This is a genomic window from Halomonas sp. DP5N14-9, assembly GCF_019802175.1.
GTDB classification, from domain to species: Bacteria; Pseudomonadota; Gammaproteobacteria; order Pseudomonadales; family Halomonadaceae; genus Halomonas; species Halomonas litopenaei.
In genome coordinates this window covers 1-16,181 of record NZ_JAHVHR010000016.1, presented here as the reverse complement: position 1 = coordinate 16,181, position 16,181 = coordinate 1, and the positions used below count along the sequence as shown (strand labels likewise).

At 64.8% G+C, this 16,181-nt stretch carries 13 protein-coding genes; 7 read left to right on the top strand and 6 right to left on the bottom strand.

Features of this window, described 5'->3' with window-relative positions:
* Window positions 1-2: 2 nt before the first annotated feature.
* The 3 genes from KUW00_RS10230 to KUW00_RS10220 all read right to left on the bottom strand — a co-directional run bounded on the left by KUW00_RS10230 (window position 3) and on the right by KUW00_RS10220 (window position 3,606).
* Window positions 3-836, bottom strand: coding sequence for an ABC transporter permease (locus KUW00_RS10230; protein ID WP_045993012.1), 834 nt, complete (start codon window positions 834-836; stop codon window positions 3-5).
* Window positions 833-1,813 (bottom strand): ABC transporter permease, encoded by a 981-nt coding sequence (locus tag KUW00_RS10225; protein ID WP_222568983.1) that lies wholly within the window; start codon window positions 1,811-1,813, stop codon window positions 833-835. The genes KUW00_RS10230 and KUW00_RS10225 overlap by 4 nt, the downstream gene beginning before the upstream one ends.
* A 95-nt stretch (window positions 1,814-1,908) precedes the next feature.
* The gene (locus tag KUW00_RS10220; protein ID WP_261392091.1) at window positions 1,909-3,606 is read right to left on the bottom strand and encodes an ABC transporter substrate-binding protein; all 1,698 of its coding nucleotides are present in this window, start codon (window positions 3,604-3,606) and stop codon (window positions 1,909-1,911) included.
* A 258-nt stretch (window positions 3,607-3,864) separates the two neighbouring features.
* Here KUW00_RS10220 and KUW00_RS10215 point away from each other — a divergent pair, with 258 nt between their 5' ends.
* The 3 genes from KUW00_RS10215 to KUW00_RS10205 all read left to right on the top strand — a co-directional run bounded on the left by KUW00_RS10215 (window position 3,865) and on the right by KUW00_RS10205 (window position 7,103).
* Window positions 3,865-4,563 carry a GntR family transcriptional regulator gene (locus KUW00_RS10215; RefSeq protein ID WP_045993010.1) on the top strand — a complete coding sequence of 233 codons (699 nt, stop codon included), beginning with the start codon at window positions 3,865-3,867 and terminating at the stop codon, window positions 4,561-4,563.
* Between the two features lie 181 nt (window positions 4,564-4,744).
* Window positions 4,745-6,052, top strand: coding sequence for an ArgE/DapE family deacylase (locus KUW00_RS10210; RefSeq protein ID WP_222568982.1), 1,308 nt, complete (start codon window positions 4,745-4,747; stop codon window positions 6,050-6,052).
* Between the two features lie 406 nt (window positions 6,053-6,458).
* The gene (locus KUW00_RS10205; protein WP_222517268.1) at window positions 6,459-7,103 is read left to right on the top strand and encodes a lysozyme; all 645 of its coding nucleotides are present in this window, start codon (window positions 6,459-6,461) and stop codon (window positions 7,101-7,103) included.
* Window positions 7,104-7,175: 72 nt separating this feature from the next.
* On the opposite strand, the gene KUW00_RS10200 is transcribed toward KUW00_RS10205, so the two are convergent.
* Window positions 7,176-7,796, bottom strand: a complete 621-nt coding sequence (locus KUW00_RS10200; RefSeq protein WP_045993008.1) for a TetR/AcrR family transcriptional regulator — start codon at window positions 7,794-7,796, stop codon at window positions 7,176-7,178.
* 131 nt (window positions 7,797-7,927) lie between these two features.
* Window positions 7,928-8,395 carry a DUF3592 domain-containing protein gene (locus tag KUW00_RS10195; protein ID WP_108447804.1) on the bottom strand — a complete coding sequence of 156 codons (468 nt, stop codon included), beginning with the start codon at window positions 8,393-8,395 and terminating at the stop codon, window positions 7,928-7,930.
* Window positions 8,396-8,530: 135 nt separating this feature from the next.
* Here KUW00_RS10195 and KUW00_RS10190 point away from each other — a divergent pair, with 135 nt between their 5' ends.
* Both KUW00_RS10190 and KUW00_RS10185 read left to right on the top strand, forming a co-directional pair.
* Complete coding sequence (locus tag KUW00_RS10190; RefSeq protein ID WP_261392090.1) at window positions 8,531-8,992, top strand: TerB family tellurite resistance protein; 462 nt, start codon at window positions 8,531-8,533, stop codon at window positions 8,990-8,992.
* 136 nt (window positions 8,993-9,128) lie between these two features.
* Complete coding sequence (locus KUW00_RS10185) at window positions 9,129-10,370, top strand: NAD(P)/FAD-dependent oxidoreductase (protein WP_222568981.1); 1,242 nt, start codon at window positions 9,129-9,131, stop codon at window positions 10,368-10,370.
* Window positions 10,371-10,593: 223 nt separating this feature from the next.
* Here KUW00_RS10185 and KUW00_RS10180 read toward each other — a convergent pair whose 3' ends face one another.
* A complete protein-coding gene (locus KUW00_RS10180) occupies window positions 10,594-11,136 on the bottom strand; it encodes a hypothetical protein (RefSeq protein ID WP_308812456.1) in 543 nt (180 codons plus the stop codon).
* Between the two features lie 249 nt (window positions 11,137-11,385).
* Between KUW00_RS10180 and pyrC the strand changes: the two genes are divergently transcribed.
* Window positions 11,386-12,426 (top strand): dihydroorotase, encoded by a 1,041-nt coding sequence (gene pyrC / locus KUW00_RS10175; protein WP_045993004.1) that lies wholly within the window; start codon window positions 11,386-11,388, stop codon window positions 12,424-12,426.
* 494 nt (window positions 12,427-12,920) lie between these two features.
* Window positions 12,921-16,181, top strand: a 3,261-nt coding sequence (locus KUW00_RS10170) for a retention module-containing protein (RefSeq protein WP_222568980.1), incomplete at its 3' end; no start/stop codon positions are given.

Below are 16,181 nucleotides of genomic sequence, written 5' to 3'. Positions count from 1 at the left end.
GCTCAGCGCTCCCGTGCGAGTTTGGGGTTGAGGGCGTCATCGAGCCCTTCGCCGACCAGGTTCAGCGCCAGCACGGTCAACAGGATCGCAAGGCCGGGGAAGAACGACAGCCACCAGGCCTGGCGGATCACGGTGCGCGCAGCGCCGATCATGTAGCCCCAGGACATCACGTTGGGATCACCGAGGCCGAGAAACGACAGCGCCGACTCCAGCAGGATGGCGGTAGCCACCATCAGCGAGGCCAGCACGATGATCGGCGACAGGGTGTTGGGCAGGATCTGGCGCAGGATGATCTGGGTGTTGGTCTGGCCGACCAGGCGCGCCGCTTCGACGTATTCGCGATGGCGCAGCGACATGAACTCGGCGCGCACCAGGCGGGCCACCGGCGGCCAGCTGACGATGGCGATGGCCAGCACGATGGAGGTCACGCTGGGCTGCATGATCGCCACCAGCACGATGGCCAGGGCGAAGTTGGGGATGGTCTGGAAGAACTCGGTGAAGCGCATCAGAGCGTCGTCCACCAGGCCACCGTAGTAGCCGGCGATGGCGCCCAAAGGCACGCCGATGGCCAGCGCCACGGCGGTGGATACCAGACCGATCAGCAGCGACACCCAGGCGCCGTGCATCAGCCCGGCGGCGACGTTGCGCCCCATGGTGTCGGTGCCGAGCCAGAAGCCGTCCTGGGCCAGCGGTGGCAGGAAGGGGCGCTGCACCATGCGCCAGGGGGATTCGGGGAACAGCACCGGGGCCAGCACGGCCATCAGGATGATCGCCCACAGGATGATCAGTCCCACCAGGGCGCCTCGGTTCTGGGCGAAACGGGCGAAGAAACTCATGCGGCGGCCCCCTTGATGCGTGGATCGGCCAGGCGATAGACCAGGTCGGTGGCGATGTTGAACAGGATCACCAGGGCGGCGGAGAAGAAGAAGATGCCGAGCAGCAGGTTGTAGTCTCGCTGCATCAGCGCCTCGTACATCAGCCGGCCGATGCCCGGCCAGGCGAACACCGTCTCGGTGAGGATGGCGCCGCCGACCATCTGGCCGGCCTGCAGACCCGCCAGGGTGATGATCGGCAACAGGGCGTTGCGCAGGATGTGGCGGCGCTGGATGACCCTCGGCGCCAGGCCCTTGGCCTTGGCGGTCTTGACGAAGTCCTGCTGGGCGGCGTCGAGCATCGAGGCGCGGGTCATGCGCGTGTAGATGGCTATGAAGAACAGGCCCAGGGTGGTGGCCGGCAGTACCAGGTGCTTGGCCACGTCCAGGGCGTAGGCCAGGCCTTCCAGGTTGGCGCCGACGGTGAACATGCCGTAGGCGGGCAGCCAGTCCAGGTACACCGAGAACAGCACCACCGCCATCAGCGCCACCCAGAACAGCGGTGTGGCGTAGAACAGCAGGGCCAGCGCCATGATCAGTGAGCCCGAGGCCTTCTTGACGCGCATCGCGGCCATGGAGCCGGCGAGGATGCCGAGCACCAGCGACAGCACGAAGGCGGTGCCGGTCAGCAGCAGGGTGGCGGGCAGGCGGTCAAGGATCAGGTCCAGCACCGGCATCTGCTGGCGGTAGGAGTAGCCGAAGTCCAGGGTCAGGATGCCGGACACGTAGTGCCACAGCTGGACATACATGGGCTGGTCCAGCCCGAACTGCTCGCGCAGCTGGGCGATGAAGGCTTCATCGGCGGCGCCGGCTTCCCCGGCCAGGATGGCCGCCGGGTCGCCGGGGGCGAGCTGGATCAGCACGAAATTGAACACGACGATCAGCAGCAGCACGATGGCGGCCTTCAACAGTCGTGAAATGATCAGGCGGGCGTAGAGCATGGTGAGGTCCCGGGCAGTAAGCCTGTGGTGATGGCAGCAGCGAAATCAGGGCTGGCGCGGCCCACCTTGGGCCGCGCCGTATCGCTTTTTTTGGCTCAGTCGGCGATCCAGGCGTCCTTGAAGCCGTCGTTGACGCCCACCGCCGAGGTCACCAGATTGTTGACGTTGCAACGGTAGATGGTCGGGAAGCCGAGCTCCAGCAGCCAGCCGAGCGGTGCGTCCTCGAGCAGGATCTGCTGTACCTCGTGGTAGAGACGCTCACGCTCGCTGTCCGGATAGGCAGTGGCGGCGGCGTTGAACAGTTCATCCACCTCGGGATTCTGGTAGCCCTCGACGTTGTTCCAGGGCGAGCCCTTCTCGGTGTTGGTGGACAGGTAGGTGCGCGAGATGCCGAGCGCCGGGTCGCCGTACTGGTACAGGTAGGTGAACGCCAGGTCGAAGTCTCGCTCGCCCAGGCGCTGGTTCCAGCCGCCCACGTCGGTGGCCTCGGTGCGCACGTTGATGCCCACCTCCTTGAGGTTCTGCTGTACCGCCTCGGCCCAGCGATTCCAAGTCTCGCCGTAGGGCAGCGGCAGCAGGGTGACCTCCTCGCCGTCGTAACCCATCTCGTCGAGCAGTTCCTCGGCCTTGTCCGGGTCGTAGCTGTAGCCCTCGAGGTCGGGGTCGTTGAACTTGGCGTTGGAGCCAAACGGCCCTGCCGGTACCTGGCCCATGCCATTCCACAGCACGTCCCGGGCGAACTCGCGGTCCATGGCGTACATCACCGCCTGGCGGAAGCGCTTGTCGGCGGTCGGTCCTTCACGATTGTTCATCCACAGCATGGCGAAGGGGCTGAAGTACTCGTGGCCCTTCTCGGTCACGCAGGTGTTGTCCATGGCGGTCAGCCGGGGGACGTCGAAGTTCTCCACGGTGCCGTAGGGCAGCACGTCGACGGTACCGTTCTCGTAGGCCACCGCGCGGGAGGCGCCGTCCGGGATGACGTGCCAGTTGATGCCATCGAGGTAGGGCAGGCCTTCCTCGTAGTAGTCATCGAAGCGGGTCAGCTTGATGACGGTGCCACGGTCCCAGCTGTCGAACTGGAACGGGCCGGTGCCGATGGGATGGTTGTTGGCCTCGTTGTTGCGGAAGTCAGTGCCGGCGTAGATGTGCTCGGGCACCATGGTGAAGGTGCCGGCCTCGAACGAGATCAGGAAGGGGCCGAAGGGCTTCTTCAGGGTGAATACCACGGTGTGGTCGTCGGTCGCCTCGATGCTCTCGACGTGCTCGAGCACCGCACGGGCGCTGGGATTCAAGTCGCGGTGGAAGACGTCGGCGGAGAACACCACGTCTTCGGCGGTGAAGGCCTCGCCGTCATGCCACTTGGCGTTTTCCTGAAGGTGGAAGGTGTAGGTCAGGCCGTCTTCGCTGATCTCCCAGCTCTTGGCCAGTTGCGGCATCGGCTCCATGTCGGTGGAGTAGCGCAGCAGGCCCTCGTAGATGTTGCCGGCCACCGTGCGGGTGGGGGCGTTCTGGATCATGCCCAGCACCAGGCCCGGCGGCTCCGGCTGGATGATGGTGTCGATGACACCGCCCCGCTGGGGTTCCTGGGTGGCCTCTTGCTGGGCGTCCTGGCCGTCGTCCTGGGCCAGCGCCGGGGTGGCCGCCAGCGGCAGCAGGGCGGCGAGCCCCAGCGTCAGCAGGGAGGCGTTGAAGCGAGAGGCGCGTGCCTGAGTCGAGCTTGCCCGGGGCGAGGGGGACAGCGGCGAGCAAGATGGCAGAAAGGCGACGCGGGGGTGGCGGGAGTTCGAGGTCATATCAGGGCACCTTGGTGGCCCGGAGGTGTTGCCAGAGGTGCGTGAAGCCAGGGGCAGAAAGCGCCGCCAGTGCGCTGTTGCCGGGCTTCCGCGTCGCTGAGGCCAGCTCCGGGACTGTTGTTGTTGGGGATTTCCGTAAGCCCTTTAGAACCTAGCAGCCTCGGCACAAACTGTCGACAGTCGGCAATCGACTGTTGTTCGACGCTGGATGCGGTCATACTGGGGTATGACCCTTCAGGCCAACTACGGGAGTCGAGCATGGCCAATCCTCGGGACCCCTCAGCCGCGCCCTTCGTGGTTCAGCGCAACCTGGTGGACCAGGTGGTCGACTACTTGACCGAGGCGATCCTGGCCTCGCGCTTCGCACCGGGCGAGCGGTTGTCGGAGGCGGGGCTGGCGGCGGAGCTCGGCATCAGCCGGGCCCCGGTACGCGAGGCCGCCAGGCTGATGGAGAGCCGTGGCCTGCTGGTATCGCGACCGCGGCGCGGGTTCTTCGTGCGTACCCTGGATGTGGCCGAGCTGAGCGACGTCTTCGATCTACGCATCGGTCTGGAACGCCACGCCTTCGAGCGTGTGATGACGCGCTTCGACGCGGCTATCGAGCAGCGTCTGCATCGGCAGATCAGTCGTCTGTGCGAGGTCGCCGCCGGTGATGACGAGGGGCTCAAGATCGAGGAGGACCTGGCCTTTCATCGGCTGGTGTTCGAGCTGGCGGACAACGCCCGGCTGGCACGTGCCTTCGACGACCTGAGCTTCGAGCTGCGGCTGTGCATCACCCTGATCACCCGTACCCACGAGACCCCCGAAAGCATCGCCGCTTCCCACTGGCGGCTGCTGGAGGCACTGAAGAGCGGTGATCCTCAGCGCTGCCGGGATGAGGTGGACTACCATATTGGCGTGGCCAGGGACTCGGTTATCGAGCGGTTGGCCGATCACGCCGGGGTGGCGCGTGGCTGAACGAGTGGGCGGCGTCGGGAGTGACGTCGTGGCTCAAATATAGTGAGGAAGTCCTGGTCGAACGGTGGGCCCAGGGCCGCGGCTAGAGCCTGTATCGGGTGCGGTGGGCTTGTGTTGCAGGTGCTCGAAGGTGCATAACTAGTAAGCGTAAAACACATTTAACATGCGGAATTTGCCGTCAATGACGACACCACAACTATCCACCGATGCCCTGGACGCCAACGAACGGCGGCTGCTCGATGCCTGCGACGAACTGATGCCGGAGACCCTTGCCCTGACCAGAGCTCTGGTGCGCGAGTACAGCGTACTGGGGGCGGAGGCCGGGGTACTTGAGGTGATGGAAAGCCATCTGCTGGACATAGGGCTGCCTGTCGAGCGCGTCCCACTGCCCGAGAAAGGCGCAGATGCCGAGCAGGCACCGGTGGCCAGGGGCGTCGACCGACACAACCTGATCTCGGTGATCAACGGCACCTCGTCCAGGCCGCACCTGATCTTCAACGGCCACCTGGACGTGGTGCCGGCGGAGCCGCTGTCGATGTGGTCTCGTCCGCCCTGGGAAGCCTGGCAGGAGGATGGCTGGCTATACGGGCGCGGCGCCGGCGACATGAAGGCCGGCATCGCCGCCATGGTGACGGCGGTGGCGGCAATGAAGCGGGCAGGGCTCGAGATCGATTTTCCGTTGACGCTGCAGACGGTGATCGAGGAAGAGTGCACCGGCCATGGTGCGCTGGCCTGCCTGGCCCGTGATGGCCGCGGCGACTTTGCGCTGATTCCCGAGCCTTTCGGGGCGACCCTGACCACGGCCCAGATCGGCACCCTGTGGTTCAAGGTGTCGCTGGACGGGGTGCCGGCCCACGTGCTGGATACCGCCGCCGGGGCCAACGCCATCGAGGCGATCCAGTCGGTGGTGGCGCCGCTCAAGGCACTGGAGGCGGAACTGAACGCCGGGCGCGAGCCGCCCTATGACGAGATAGAGCACCCGTTCAACCTGAATATCGGCAAGATCGAAGGGGGCAACTGGGCGTCCAGCGTGCCGTCCCGGGCGACCCTGGAGGGGCGTATCGGCTTCGCGCCTGAAGTCCGGGTGGAAGACATCATGGAAAAGGTGCGGCGCTGCGTCGAGGCGGCCAGTGCCTCGCTTGGCCCGGGCATCTCCGGACTTGACGTCGAGTTTCACGGTTTTCGCTCCGAGGGCCACCACGTCGACACCGACAGCCCTGGGGTTGCCCTGCTGGCCGATTGTCATCGTGCCCTGACCGGTGAGGAGCTGCCCTCGGTGGCGTTGACCTGCACCACGGATCTGCGAGCGCTCAATCGACACGGCATCGCCGGGACCTGCTACGGGCCCGTGGCCGAACGCATCCATGGCATCGATGAGCGGGTCGAGATTGCCTCTATCCAGCACACCCTCAAGGCCTACGCGCTGTTTCTGTATCGCTGGGGGCGCTGGGCCGAGGGCCAGGTCGCTTCCGATTCCTGTGCGCAGTGATACCCATAGTCCGGCCAGCGCTGGTCCGGCCAGCCCTGGCCGGGCCCTCACGATCGCCGTGCAAGCCCGGCCTGCACGCTCGGTCCACAAGCACAGGCTGCACGCTCAGCGCGAAAGCCTGACACGCAGGCCTGTCTGCAAGACCCGCCAGAAAGACCCGCCCGCAAGTCCAGCCCGCCAAATTTCTCGCCTCAAGCTCGACCCGCCAAGGTTGACTGGGTCGAGCACTTTCGTCTGTGACCGCCTAACGACTCGGTTTCTGTTGTCCTGAGTCGGGGTTTTGCCGTCAGCAGGCTGCCACTCTAAAAGCGTTGTTCCATGGAGTGGAGCGGCGGGTGCTGCACGAGCGGGCTCAGGAATGTCGACCTTTCATGCAGAGCTCGCGTCAATTGGCAGGGAGGGTGGCATGGCAACACAAGTGGGCGGCAAGGATGACCCCGAGGAGAATCCCGCAGCCAGCGGGACAAGGCGTACAGGGCCGAGACCGGTTTCGCTCTACGATGCGATCGACGCGGAGGTCAGTCCTCCGCCCGGTCGCCTGAGCCCGAGAGGGCGACGATGGTTGATCAACGCCGAGGGCTGCCGGCTGATGCCCTATCTCGACCTGAGCGGAGCGCCCATCCACCACTGGCAGAAGGGGGCGACGATCGGTGTGGGGCATCTGATCATTCGACAGCAGTGGCCGTGGTTTGCCAATGGCATCGACAAGCAGTGGGCGGAGTCACTGTTGCGCCAGGACCTGCAGCACGTGGAGCTTGGGGTGCTCGATCGCCTCGAGGCCTGTCGTCCCTGGGTGGGCGCGCGAGGTCTTCGTCAGCACCAGTTCGATGCCCTGGTGTTGCTGGCCTTCAATATCGGACTGGCGGCATTTTCGAACTCTTCACTGGTGGCCATGCTGTGTGATTCCCGTACCGTGACCCCCTACGCGACGCTTGAACAGGCGTGGCTTGCCTGGAAGTACGCTGGCGGCGAGGTGATGCCAGGACTGGAGCGGCGTCGCGCCGAGGAGTGGCGCATCTTTAAAGAGGGTGACTACGGGCCTGACATCTAGGCAAGTTTTCTTGTAGGGAGCCCGCTAGAAGAGGTGCCCGAAGCGGGGTGGGGCAAGGAGTCAGCCCTATCTTCAAGTCGGTGCATGCCCCGCCAGAAAAAGCTCGGTCGCGTAGCGTGCGCGGTGGTCTCTCGCCTCCAGTGTCAGCGAGGGTGGGCGCCCGACCAGCGAATCGAGCATCCATTCCCCGAGCACCATGCCGGTAAACAAGCCGGCCGAGGTGCGCGGGTCCTTTACCACCAGCTTGCCGCGGGCATGCTGGTCGCGCAGGTAGTCGGCCAGTTCACGGCGGGTACGATCCGGGCCGTGATCGAGAAACAGTGCTCCCAGCTCCGGGGCGCGCTCGGCCTCGGCGGCGATGCCACGAATCAGGCGGATGTTGGCGTTTGGCAGCGCCAGGTCGATCAGGTCTCGGGCAAGCTCCTCCAGCACCTCTTGCGGCGGACGCTCGCCGGCCTGTCCCAGTCGACACCAGACACTGGACGCCTGGGCTTCCAGGGCCGCGGTGAATAGCCCCTCCTTGTTGCCGAACAGCTTGTAGAGGGTGCTTAGCGAGCCGCCCGCGCGGGCGACGATGTCATTGACGCTGGCGCCGGCGTAGCCCTTGTCCAGGAATACCTCGCGGGCGGCGGCCAGCAGCCGCTGGCGGCGGGCCTCGCCCTTCGGTGTAGAGCATGAATCTGCGGACGTCATCGTGGCTTTCCATCAATCCAGGAGGGGGCGATATCAGGCTGTCGGGACGATTGTAGTCTGCATTACACATCCATGTTTCAACGCCAGGTTGTACGGGGGGCTGGCGACAGCGAGTGGGCGTGAGGCGTGATTCAGGTCTTGAACGAGAACAGGGCAAAGGCGCCGAGGCTTGCCACCAGCAGGAAACCCGCCAGGCCGATGCGGCCCCAGGGCAGTGAGGCGTTGCCCACATGCATCAGCTCAGGCTTGCGCGGTGAATAGCGCACACGCACGACGCTGCCTACGGGGTAGTCGGCGATGTAGGCATCGGCGTCTTCCTGTCGGGTGAAGGAGGGAACGCCATCGAAGCCCGCGTTGTCGGATTGAATACGCCGACCGTCGATGGTGGCTTCGAAGCGCAGCACTGCCAGGTAACGCCTTTGCTGATCGTCTCGCTCGCGCTGGTGGCGCTGGGCTTCCGCCAGCCGGACCTCGGCGTGGGTCACGGTGGCCTCGGTGGTCGGCCAGCGGTTGACGTCGCGGACCTTGTACGCGCCGACGCCGGCGATGACGGCACCGATCAGAGCGGCGAGGGAGACGATCAGCAGCGGATGAGGCATGGTGGTATTCCGAATGAGCCCATGAATGTCGAGGGCGAAGCAGGGGGCGCCGTCACGCGCTGTTCATGAGCCTCCTGGAAGGCGCAACTCCTGGAAAGCGCAACTCTTGGAAGGCGCAACAACGAGGAAAACACGATGACGATGATGGCGTCCCTGAAGCGTTGGATCAATGATGTGGCGCAGCAAGAGGATGCGTCGTCCAGGGTGGACCTGTCACTGGCCACGGCGGTGCTGCTGTGCGAGGTGATTCGTGCGGACTACCGACTGGATGACAGCGAGATCCAGCTGATGCGCAGCCAGCTCAAGGAACAGTTCGAACTCGAGGACGAAGCGCTGGACGAGCTGATGACACTGGCTCGGGAAGAGGCCGAGGGTGCGGTGGATCATCACCGCTTCGTGCGTGAGTTGCGTGACCGCACCGGCTATCAGGACCGGGTAGCGCTGGTACAGCAGATGTGGGCGCTGGCGTTTGCCGACGGCGAGAAGGATGCCTTGGAGGAACACCGTATCCGCGCCCTGGCGGAGCTGTTGCACGTCAGCCACTCGGACTTCGTGCGCACCCGCATCGTCGAACAGAATCGCGCCGAGGGTGTGTAGCGAAAGTCTTGACGCTACAATAAGTTTTTCTGCATATGACGCCGTGGTCGCCATGGTTTTACTGGCGACGGGCGGCATATCCAGGTAATCACTCGTCGTCAGACGTTAGCAGGCGTTATAGGACAAGGAGGAAATGATGTCGCGCAAGATGGTGGTAGTGGGAGCCGGCATGGTCGGTGTGTCGGTGGCGTGGCATCTGAGGCGCCGTGGCCACCAGGTCACACTTGTCGACCGTCGTGAGCCCGGTCGCGAGACCTCCTACGGCAACGCCGGCATCATCCAGCGCGAGGCGGTGCGTCCCTATGCCTTCCCGCGCGATCTGGCGACCTTGTTGCGGGTGGTACCCAATCGTCAGATCGACATTCGCTATCGTCCGGGCGCGATGTTCGCAAGCGCCGGGACGCTGCTCAAGTACTGGCAGAACTCGGCGCCCGCCCGTTACGAACAGATCGTACCGGAGTACGCCTCGCTGATAGGCGGCTGCCTGGAGGCCCACTCGGCGATGATCGAGGCTTCCGGTGCCGACGCGCTGGTACGTCGCCAGGGCTGGCTCGAGGTCTATCGCAGCAGCAAGGCGCTGGGCGAGCGAGCGGCCCAGGCCGAGTTGGATGCCAAGCGCTTCGGCATCCGCTTCGACTACCTCGACAGCGAGGCGCTGGCGCGCCTTGAGCCGGGCCTGGAACCCGGACTTGCCGGGGCGATCCACTGGCTCGATCCCTGGACGGTGGCAAGCCCGGGCGATCTGGTGGCCGCCTACGCCAAGTCATTTTCCGATGATGGCGGTGAGATCATCCAGGCGGACGTCACCGATGTGCGCCGGCAGGGCGATACCTGGCGCATCGATACTTCGGGCGACACCCTGGAGGCAGATGGGCTGGTGATGGCGTTGGGTCCCTGGTCACAGGACTGGATGAAGGCCCTGGGGCTGTCGATTCCGCTGTTCGTCAAGCGTGGCTACCATATGCACTATGGTCAGTCGAATGACGCCAGGCTGACCCACTGGGTGATGGACGCCGAGGTAGGCTATCTGCTGGCGCCCATGAGCAGCGGGATTCGCCTGACCACGGGGGCCGAGCTCGAGCGTCTTGATGCGCCGGCCCACCTGGAACAGCTGGAGGCAGCGGAGCAGCAGGCACGCAAGCTGTTTCCGCTGGGGCAGCGTCTCGAGCCCACGCCATGGAAAGGCGCCAGACCCTGTACCCCGGACATGAAGCCGGTGATCGGTGGCGTACCCGGGCAGTCTGGCTTGTGGCTGGCCTGTGGCCACGGTCATCAGGGCTTCACCCTGGGCCCGGTGACCGGCAAGCTGCTGGCGCAGGTCATCGATGGCGAGCAGCCGGACATCGACATGGCGCCGTTCAGGGTGGACCGCTTCTGATCCCGCGCTGGCGCCGGCCCATGCCGGCAGTGCGTTAGCGCCGGCCCATGCCGGTAGTCCGGGGCCATGCCGCCTCTGCAAGGGGCGGTCTGGCGTGGCCGTCAGCGAGGGCGAAAGAGGTGGGGAAGCGGCGTGCAAGCGCCGTTGTCGGCGGCGGCGGGGCTGGTCAGGCTGGGGCCAGTCGGTGACCAGACATCGGCCCCGTCATGATCTGAGGCCTTTATCAGGCCTCGTCGGCGTCACGACGGTGAAGGCCGGAGGTTGAGTTACCGTCGTTCGAGGTATCGTTCAAGGTAGCGTTCGCGCTATTGGTCGAGCTATTGGTCGAAAGAGCCGGCTCGGCGCCGGATGACCCGCGGCGATCGGCCAGGGCGCGTGCCAGCAGCTTGATCAGCAGCGTCACCAGGAACACCAGCCAGCTGGCCGTCGCCAGTACATTGAACAGCAGCATCTTCTGGGCGCCGCTCATCGGTGTAATCAGATGGTCGATGCCGATGGCCAGCAGAAATGCCAGGTTCAGCGGCAGCGCCAGGATGTGCATCCACATCTCCGTGCGCCGCTTGCGGACGTGGTAGCGGCCCAGCATCACCCGCACCGGGCGGTGAACGAAGCTCACCAGGATCATGCTGCCGAGCAGCAGCAGGGCGGCCAGGGCCGGCTCGGCGCTGCCGATATGCAGCGACACGCTGATCGACCAGTAAAGCATCAGCCACATCAGGCCTGCCAGGGTGGCGACGAGGTCGGCGTAGTGACGAACCTTGGGCATGTAACTCTCGCTAGGATGTTTCTGTAATAAGTCTGCGCGCGGCCAGAGGCCCTGGGACTCGTCGGCGCCTTGACAACGTATCGCCCCGGACATCGATGGTAACGTGCCGCGACTCCTCGACGGTGCGGATCAGATCCGGGCGCATGTCCCTCGAATGATACGCGAAATCTCACCCCGTTTGGGCCATGAAACGTTGCCCTTTACGGTATACTGCGCCCGACCATGGATCACTCGACGACAGGATAACAAGTGACTGCGATTACCTTGACCCGGCCCGACGACTGGCACCTTCACCTGCGCGACGGCGTCGCTCTGGCCTCCGTGGTGGCCGATACCGCCCGCCAGATGGGCCGTGCGATCATCATGCCGAACCTCAAGCCGCCGGTGACCAATCTGGACCAGGCACTGGACTACCGCCAACGCATCTTGGCTGCCTTGCCTGCGGAAAGCCAGTTCGAACCGCTGATGACCCTCTATCTTACCGATCGCACCACTTCGGAAGACATCGAGACGGCCTGGGGCAGCGGCAAGGTGCAGGCGGTCAAGCTGTATCCGGCCGGGGCCACCACCAATTCCGACTCAGGCGTGACCGATCTGCGTCACTGCGAGGAAGCGGTAGCCACCATGGCACGGCTGGGGATGCCGTTGCTGGTGCATGGCGAGGTGACCGATCACGAGATCGACATCTTCGATCGCGAGGCGGTGTTCATCGAGCGGGTCATGAAGCCGCTGCTGTCGCGTCATCCTGATCTCAAGGTGGTGTTTGAGCATATTACCACCGCCGACGCGGCGCGCTTCGTGGCCGAGTCGCCGTCGAATATCGGCGCAACCATCACCGCTCATCACCTGCTCTACAACCGCAACCACATGCTGGTGGGCGGGATTCGCCCGCATTACTACTGCCTGCCGATCCTCAAGCGCGAGCGTCATCGCGAGGCGCTGATCGAGGCGGCGACCTCGGGCGACAAGAGCTTCTTCCTGGGCACCGACAGCGCGCCCCATGCCCGTCACGACAAGGAAAGTGACTGTGGCTGTGCCGGCGCCTATACCGCGCTGACGGCCATCGAGCTGTACGCCACCGCCTTTGAACAGGCCGGCGCGCTGGATCGGCTGGAAGGGTTCGCCAGTCACCACGGTCCCGACTTCTATGGCCTGCCGCGCAACAGCGACTCGATCACCCTGGACAAGGTCGAGTGGCAGGTACCGGCGGAACTGCCGTTTGGCGAAGGCAAGACGCTGGTGCCGTTGCGTGCCGGTGAAACCCTGGGCTGGAAGATGCGCCAGGACTGACAGACCTGATGCGATGACCTGATGCGATGACCTGATGCGATGACCTGACGTGGCGACCTCGAGCCGCGGCCTGGTACCCGGACCTCATACTTGGATGAGATGTTCTGGACGATAATCTGTATTAGCTAACCCTGATGATATGGCTCAGGGTTTGTTGACCACGAAAACGGCGCGCCCCAAAAGGGCGCGCCGTTTTCGTATCTGGTGCCTGGCCAGCGCCGAGGTGCGGGCGAGGGGAATGCCAGGGGAGGAGGCACTGTATTGGAGGAGGGCTCAACAAGGACTGACGTGAAGCATCAAAGGGGTAGCGCAGAGGCATGGGAAAGTTAGGCCGTTGGATTAGAGGTAGCTCATTGTCCTCTAGTACAGTATTGACCTATACCCCATGCATGTAATGTGCGTATAAGCACAGTTTTGTTGCTGCCGGACTAGGTTTGTCATCCCTTTGTTCACAAGGCCTAGGTCTGTCATCCAAAAAAAGAGAGACGCCCCCTATGATCATCGCCATCGTCGTACAAGTTACCGGCCAAGCCTGGGCCAGAGATGCGGAAGGCAATCTGAGGCCCCTGGCCGAGGGCGACCGCCTGACTGAGGGCGAGGTGGTGATCACCGAAACCGGCGCTCGAGTGAACCTAGTGCAACCCGACGGCACCCGCCTGGCGCAGCTCGGTGGCGAAGTCGAGGTGGCGATTAGCGAGACGATCAACGAGCAAGGGTCGGCCGATGACGAGGTGATAGAAGACGCCGAGGTCGCCAGGGTCCTGGCGCTGCTCGAAGAGGGCGAAGGAGATCTGCTCGAGGCGTTGGAAGCTCCTGCCGCTGGCGCTGCGGGGGGCGCCGGCGTCGAGGGCGGGCACGATTTCGTGCGTCTTTTGCGTATTGTCGAAGAAGTGTCGCCGCTGTCGTTCGAGTACGGCTATCAGCGCGAGGTCTACGACGTTCAGGAGCAGGATGGCGGGACCGCGGCCGATGAGGACGAGTCCGTTACCCTGACGGGGCTCGATGGGCCTGCGGGAGCAGCAGGCAGTGCCGATATCGGCTTTTCCTCTGCCGAACAGACCGTCAGTGAGGCAGGACTTCCTGGCGGTAGTGCATCAGGCACCGCCGCGACATCAGCGAGTGGCAGTTTTGGTGTATCCGCTCCCGATGGCCTGTCGTTCATTACCGTTGGCGGCAGTGGTCCGATCAGCTTGGATCGGCTCAATGGCCTGTCCGGCAATCCGCTGACCATCGAGACGCCCCTGGGCAGCCTGACGCTGACGAGCTATAGCGGCGATGACACCGGTGGTAGCGTTGCCTACACCTACGATCTGACCGACAACGTCGACAACGATAGCGTCGATGGCGCAACCGACGATGGCGTGGTCGACAGCATCGAGATCAGTGCTGTCGACAGCGATGGCAGTACCACCAGTGGCACTCTGGATATCGCGATCCTCGACGATGCGCCCGAGGCGGTGGATGATGCCACCACGACCGGCGAGGACACAGCGGTCACCTACAACGTGCTGGTCAATGCAGACGGTACCAGCGACACCCAGGGCGCGGACGGCGCCAGTGTCAGCGGCGCGAGCCTGCGTGATCCGAGCCAGGGCAGTGTGACCTTCGACAGCGACACCGGTGAGGTGACCTTCACCCCGGCGGCGGGCTTCGAGGGCGCGGCGCTCATCGACTACACCATTCGCGATGCCGATGGCGACACCAGCGACGCGGTGTTCACCGTGACGGTGGCGGCGGACTCCACGCCGACCGTCAGCGTGCCGAACGATTCGCCCGATGCCGAAGACGGTCAGTTCAGCGTCAGCGAAGCCGGACTGCCTGGCGGTAGCGCGGCAGGCGACGGCAGCCAGAGCACCGGCGGTAGTCTGCCGATCACCACCGGCGGCGACACCCTGGCCTCGTTGGTGATCAACGGCCAGAACGTGACGGGCGGCGGCACGGTCGAAGGCGACTACGGCACCCTGAGCATCAGTGTCTCTGACGGCGAGTACAGCTGGAGCTACGCTCTGGATGGCAGCAGCCAGGAACACACCAGCCAGGGCACCGGCAGCGACGATCTGGCGGATCTGTTCGCCATTGTCGTCACCGACAGCGATGGCGATACGGCACAGACCAGCCTGACCATCGACGTCAACGACGATGTGCCTGTGGCCGTGGACGACGCCGCCAACACCGGCGAAGACACCCCCGTCACCTACAACGTACTGGCGAACGACACCCAGGGCGCTGATGGTGCCAGTGTCACCGGCGCGAGCTTACGAATTCCGAGCCAGGGCAGCGTGTCCTTCGATAGCGACACCGGTGAGGTGACCTTCACCCCGGCGGCGGGTTTCGAGGGCGATGCGGTCATCGACTACACCATCCGCGACGCCGATGGCGACACCAGCGACGCGGTGTTCACCGTGACGGTGGCGGCGGACTCCACGCCGACCGTCAGCGTGCCGAACGATTCGCCCGATGCCGAAGGCGGTCAGTTCAGCGTCAGCGAAGCCGGACTGCCTGGCGGTAGCGCGGCAGGCGACGGCAGCCAGAGCACCGGCGGTAGTCTGCCGATCACCACCGGCGGCGACAGCCTGGCCTCGCTGGTGATCAACGGCCAGAACGTGACGGGCGGCGGCACGGTGGAAGCCGATTACGGCACCCTGAGCGTCAGTGTGTCTGACGGCGAGTACCGCTGGAGCTACACCCTGGACGGCAGCACCCAGGATCACACCAGCCAGGGCACCGGCAGTGATGACCTGGCGGATCAGTTCGCCATCGTCGTCACCGACAGCGATGGCGACGAGGCCTCGGCCCGTCTGACCATCGACGTCAACGACGATGTGCCCGTGGCCGTGGATGATGCCACCAACACCGGCGAAGATACCCCTGTCACCTACAACGTCCTGGCGAACGACACCCAGGGCGTGGACGGTGCCAGTGTTACTGACGCCACCCTGCGCAATCCGAGCCAGGGCAGCGTGTCCTTCGATAGCGACACCGGTGAGGTGACCTTCACCCCGGCGGCGGGTTTCGAGGGCGATGCGGTCATCGACTACACCATCACCGATGCCGATGGTGACACCAGCGACGCGGTGTTCACCGTCACCGTGGCGGCGGACTCCACGCCGACCGTCAGCGTGCCGAACGATTCGCCCGATGCCGAAGACGGTCAGTTCAGCGTCAGCGAGGCGGGCCTCGCGGGCGGTAGCGCGGCAGGCGACGGCAGCCAGAGCACCGGCGGTAGTCTGCCGATCACCACCGGCGGCGACAGCCTGGCCTCGCTGGTGATCAACGGCCAGAACGTGACGGGCGGCGGCACGGTGGAAGCCGACTACGGCACCCTGAGCGTCAGTGTGTCTGACGGCGAGTACCGCTGGAGCTACACCCTGGACGGCAGCACCCAGGATCACACCAGCCAGGGCACCGGCAGCGACGATCTGGCGGATCTGTTCGCCATTGTCGTTACCGACAGCGATGGCGACGAGGCCTCGGCCCGTCTGACCATCGACGTCAACGACGATGTGCCGACGGCACGTGATGACAGCGACACCATTGCCGAGGAGACCGCGTCGATCACCGGCAATGTGCTGTCCAACGACACCACCGGCGCCGACACCACCGAGGCCGATCCGGCCAGCGTAGCACTGGACGCGCCGACAGGCGCCGGCGAGTACGGCACGCTGACGCTCAACAGCGACGGCAGCTACACCTATCAGCTCGACAACGACGATCCGCGGGTGCAGGCGCTCAGCGGCGAAGAGAAACTCACTGAG

Bases quoted from the DNA above. Each gene is read 5' to 3' on its own strand.
- KUW00_RS10180 (WP_308812456.1), bottom strand. From the start codon at position 11,136: ATGCCCAAGGTTCGTCACTACGCCGACCTCGTCGCCACCCTGGCAGGC.
- KUW00_RS10220 (WP_261392091.1), bottom strand. From the start codon at position 3,606: ATGACCTCGAACTCCCGCCACCCCCGCGTCGCCTTTCTGCCATCTTGC.
- KUW00_RS10200 (WP_045993008.1), bottom strand. From the start codon at position 7,796: ATGACGTCCGCAGATTCATGCTCTACACCGAAGGGCGAGGCCCGCCGC.
- KUW00_RS10215 (WP_045993010.1), top strand. From the start codon at position 3,865: ATGGCCAATCCTCGGGACCCCTCAGCCGCGCCCTTCGTGGTTCAGCGC.
- KUW00_RS10185 (WP_222568981.1), top strand. From the start codon at position 9,129: ATGTCGCGCAAGATGGTGGTAGTGGGAGCCGGCATGGTCGGTGTGTCG.
- KUW00_RS10205 (WP_222517268.1), top strand. From the start codon at position 6,459: ATGGCAACACAAGTGGGCGGCAAGGATGACCCCGAGGAGAATCCCGCA.
- KUW00_RS10210 (WP_222568982.1), top strand. From the start codon at position 4,745: ATGACGACACCACAACTATCCACCGATGCCCTGGACGCCAACGAACGG.
- KUW00_RS10230 (WP_045993012.1), bottom strand. From the start codon at position 836: ATGAGTTTCTTCGCCCGTTTCGCCCAGAACCGAGGCGCCCTGGTGGGA.
- KUW00_RS10225 (WP_222568983.1), bottom strand. From the start codon at position 1,813: ATGCTCTACGCCCGCCTGATCATTTCACGACTGTTGAAGGCCGCCATC.
- KUW00_RS10195 (WP_108447804.1), bottom strand. From the start codon at position 8,395: ATGCCTCATCCGCTGCTGATCGTCTCCCTCGCCGCTCTGATCGGTGCC.
- KUW00_RS10190 (WP_261392090.1), top strand. From the start codon at position 8,531: ATGACGATGATGGCGTCCCTGAAGCGTTGGATCAATGATGTGGCGCAG.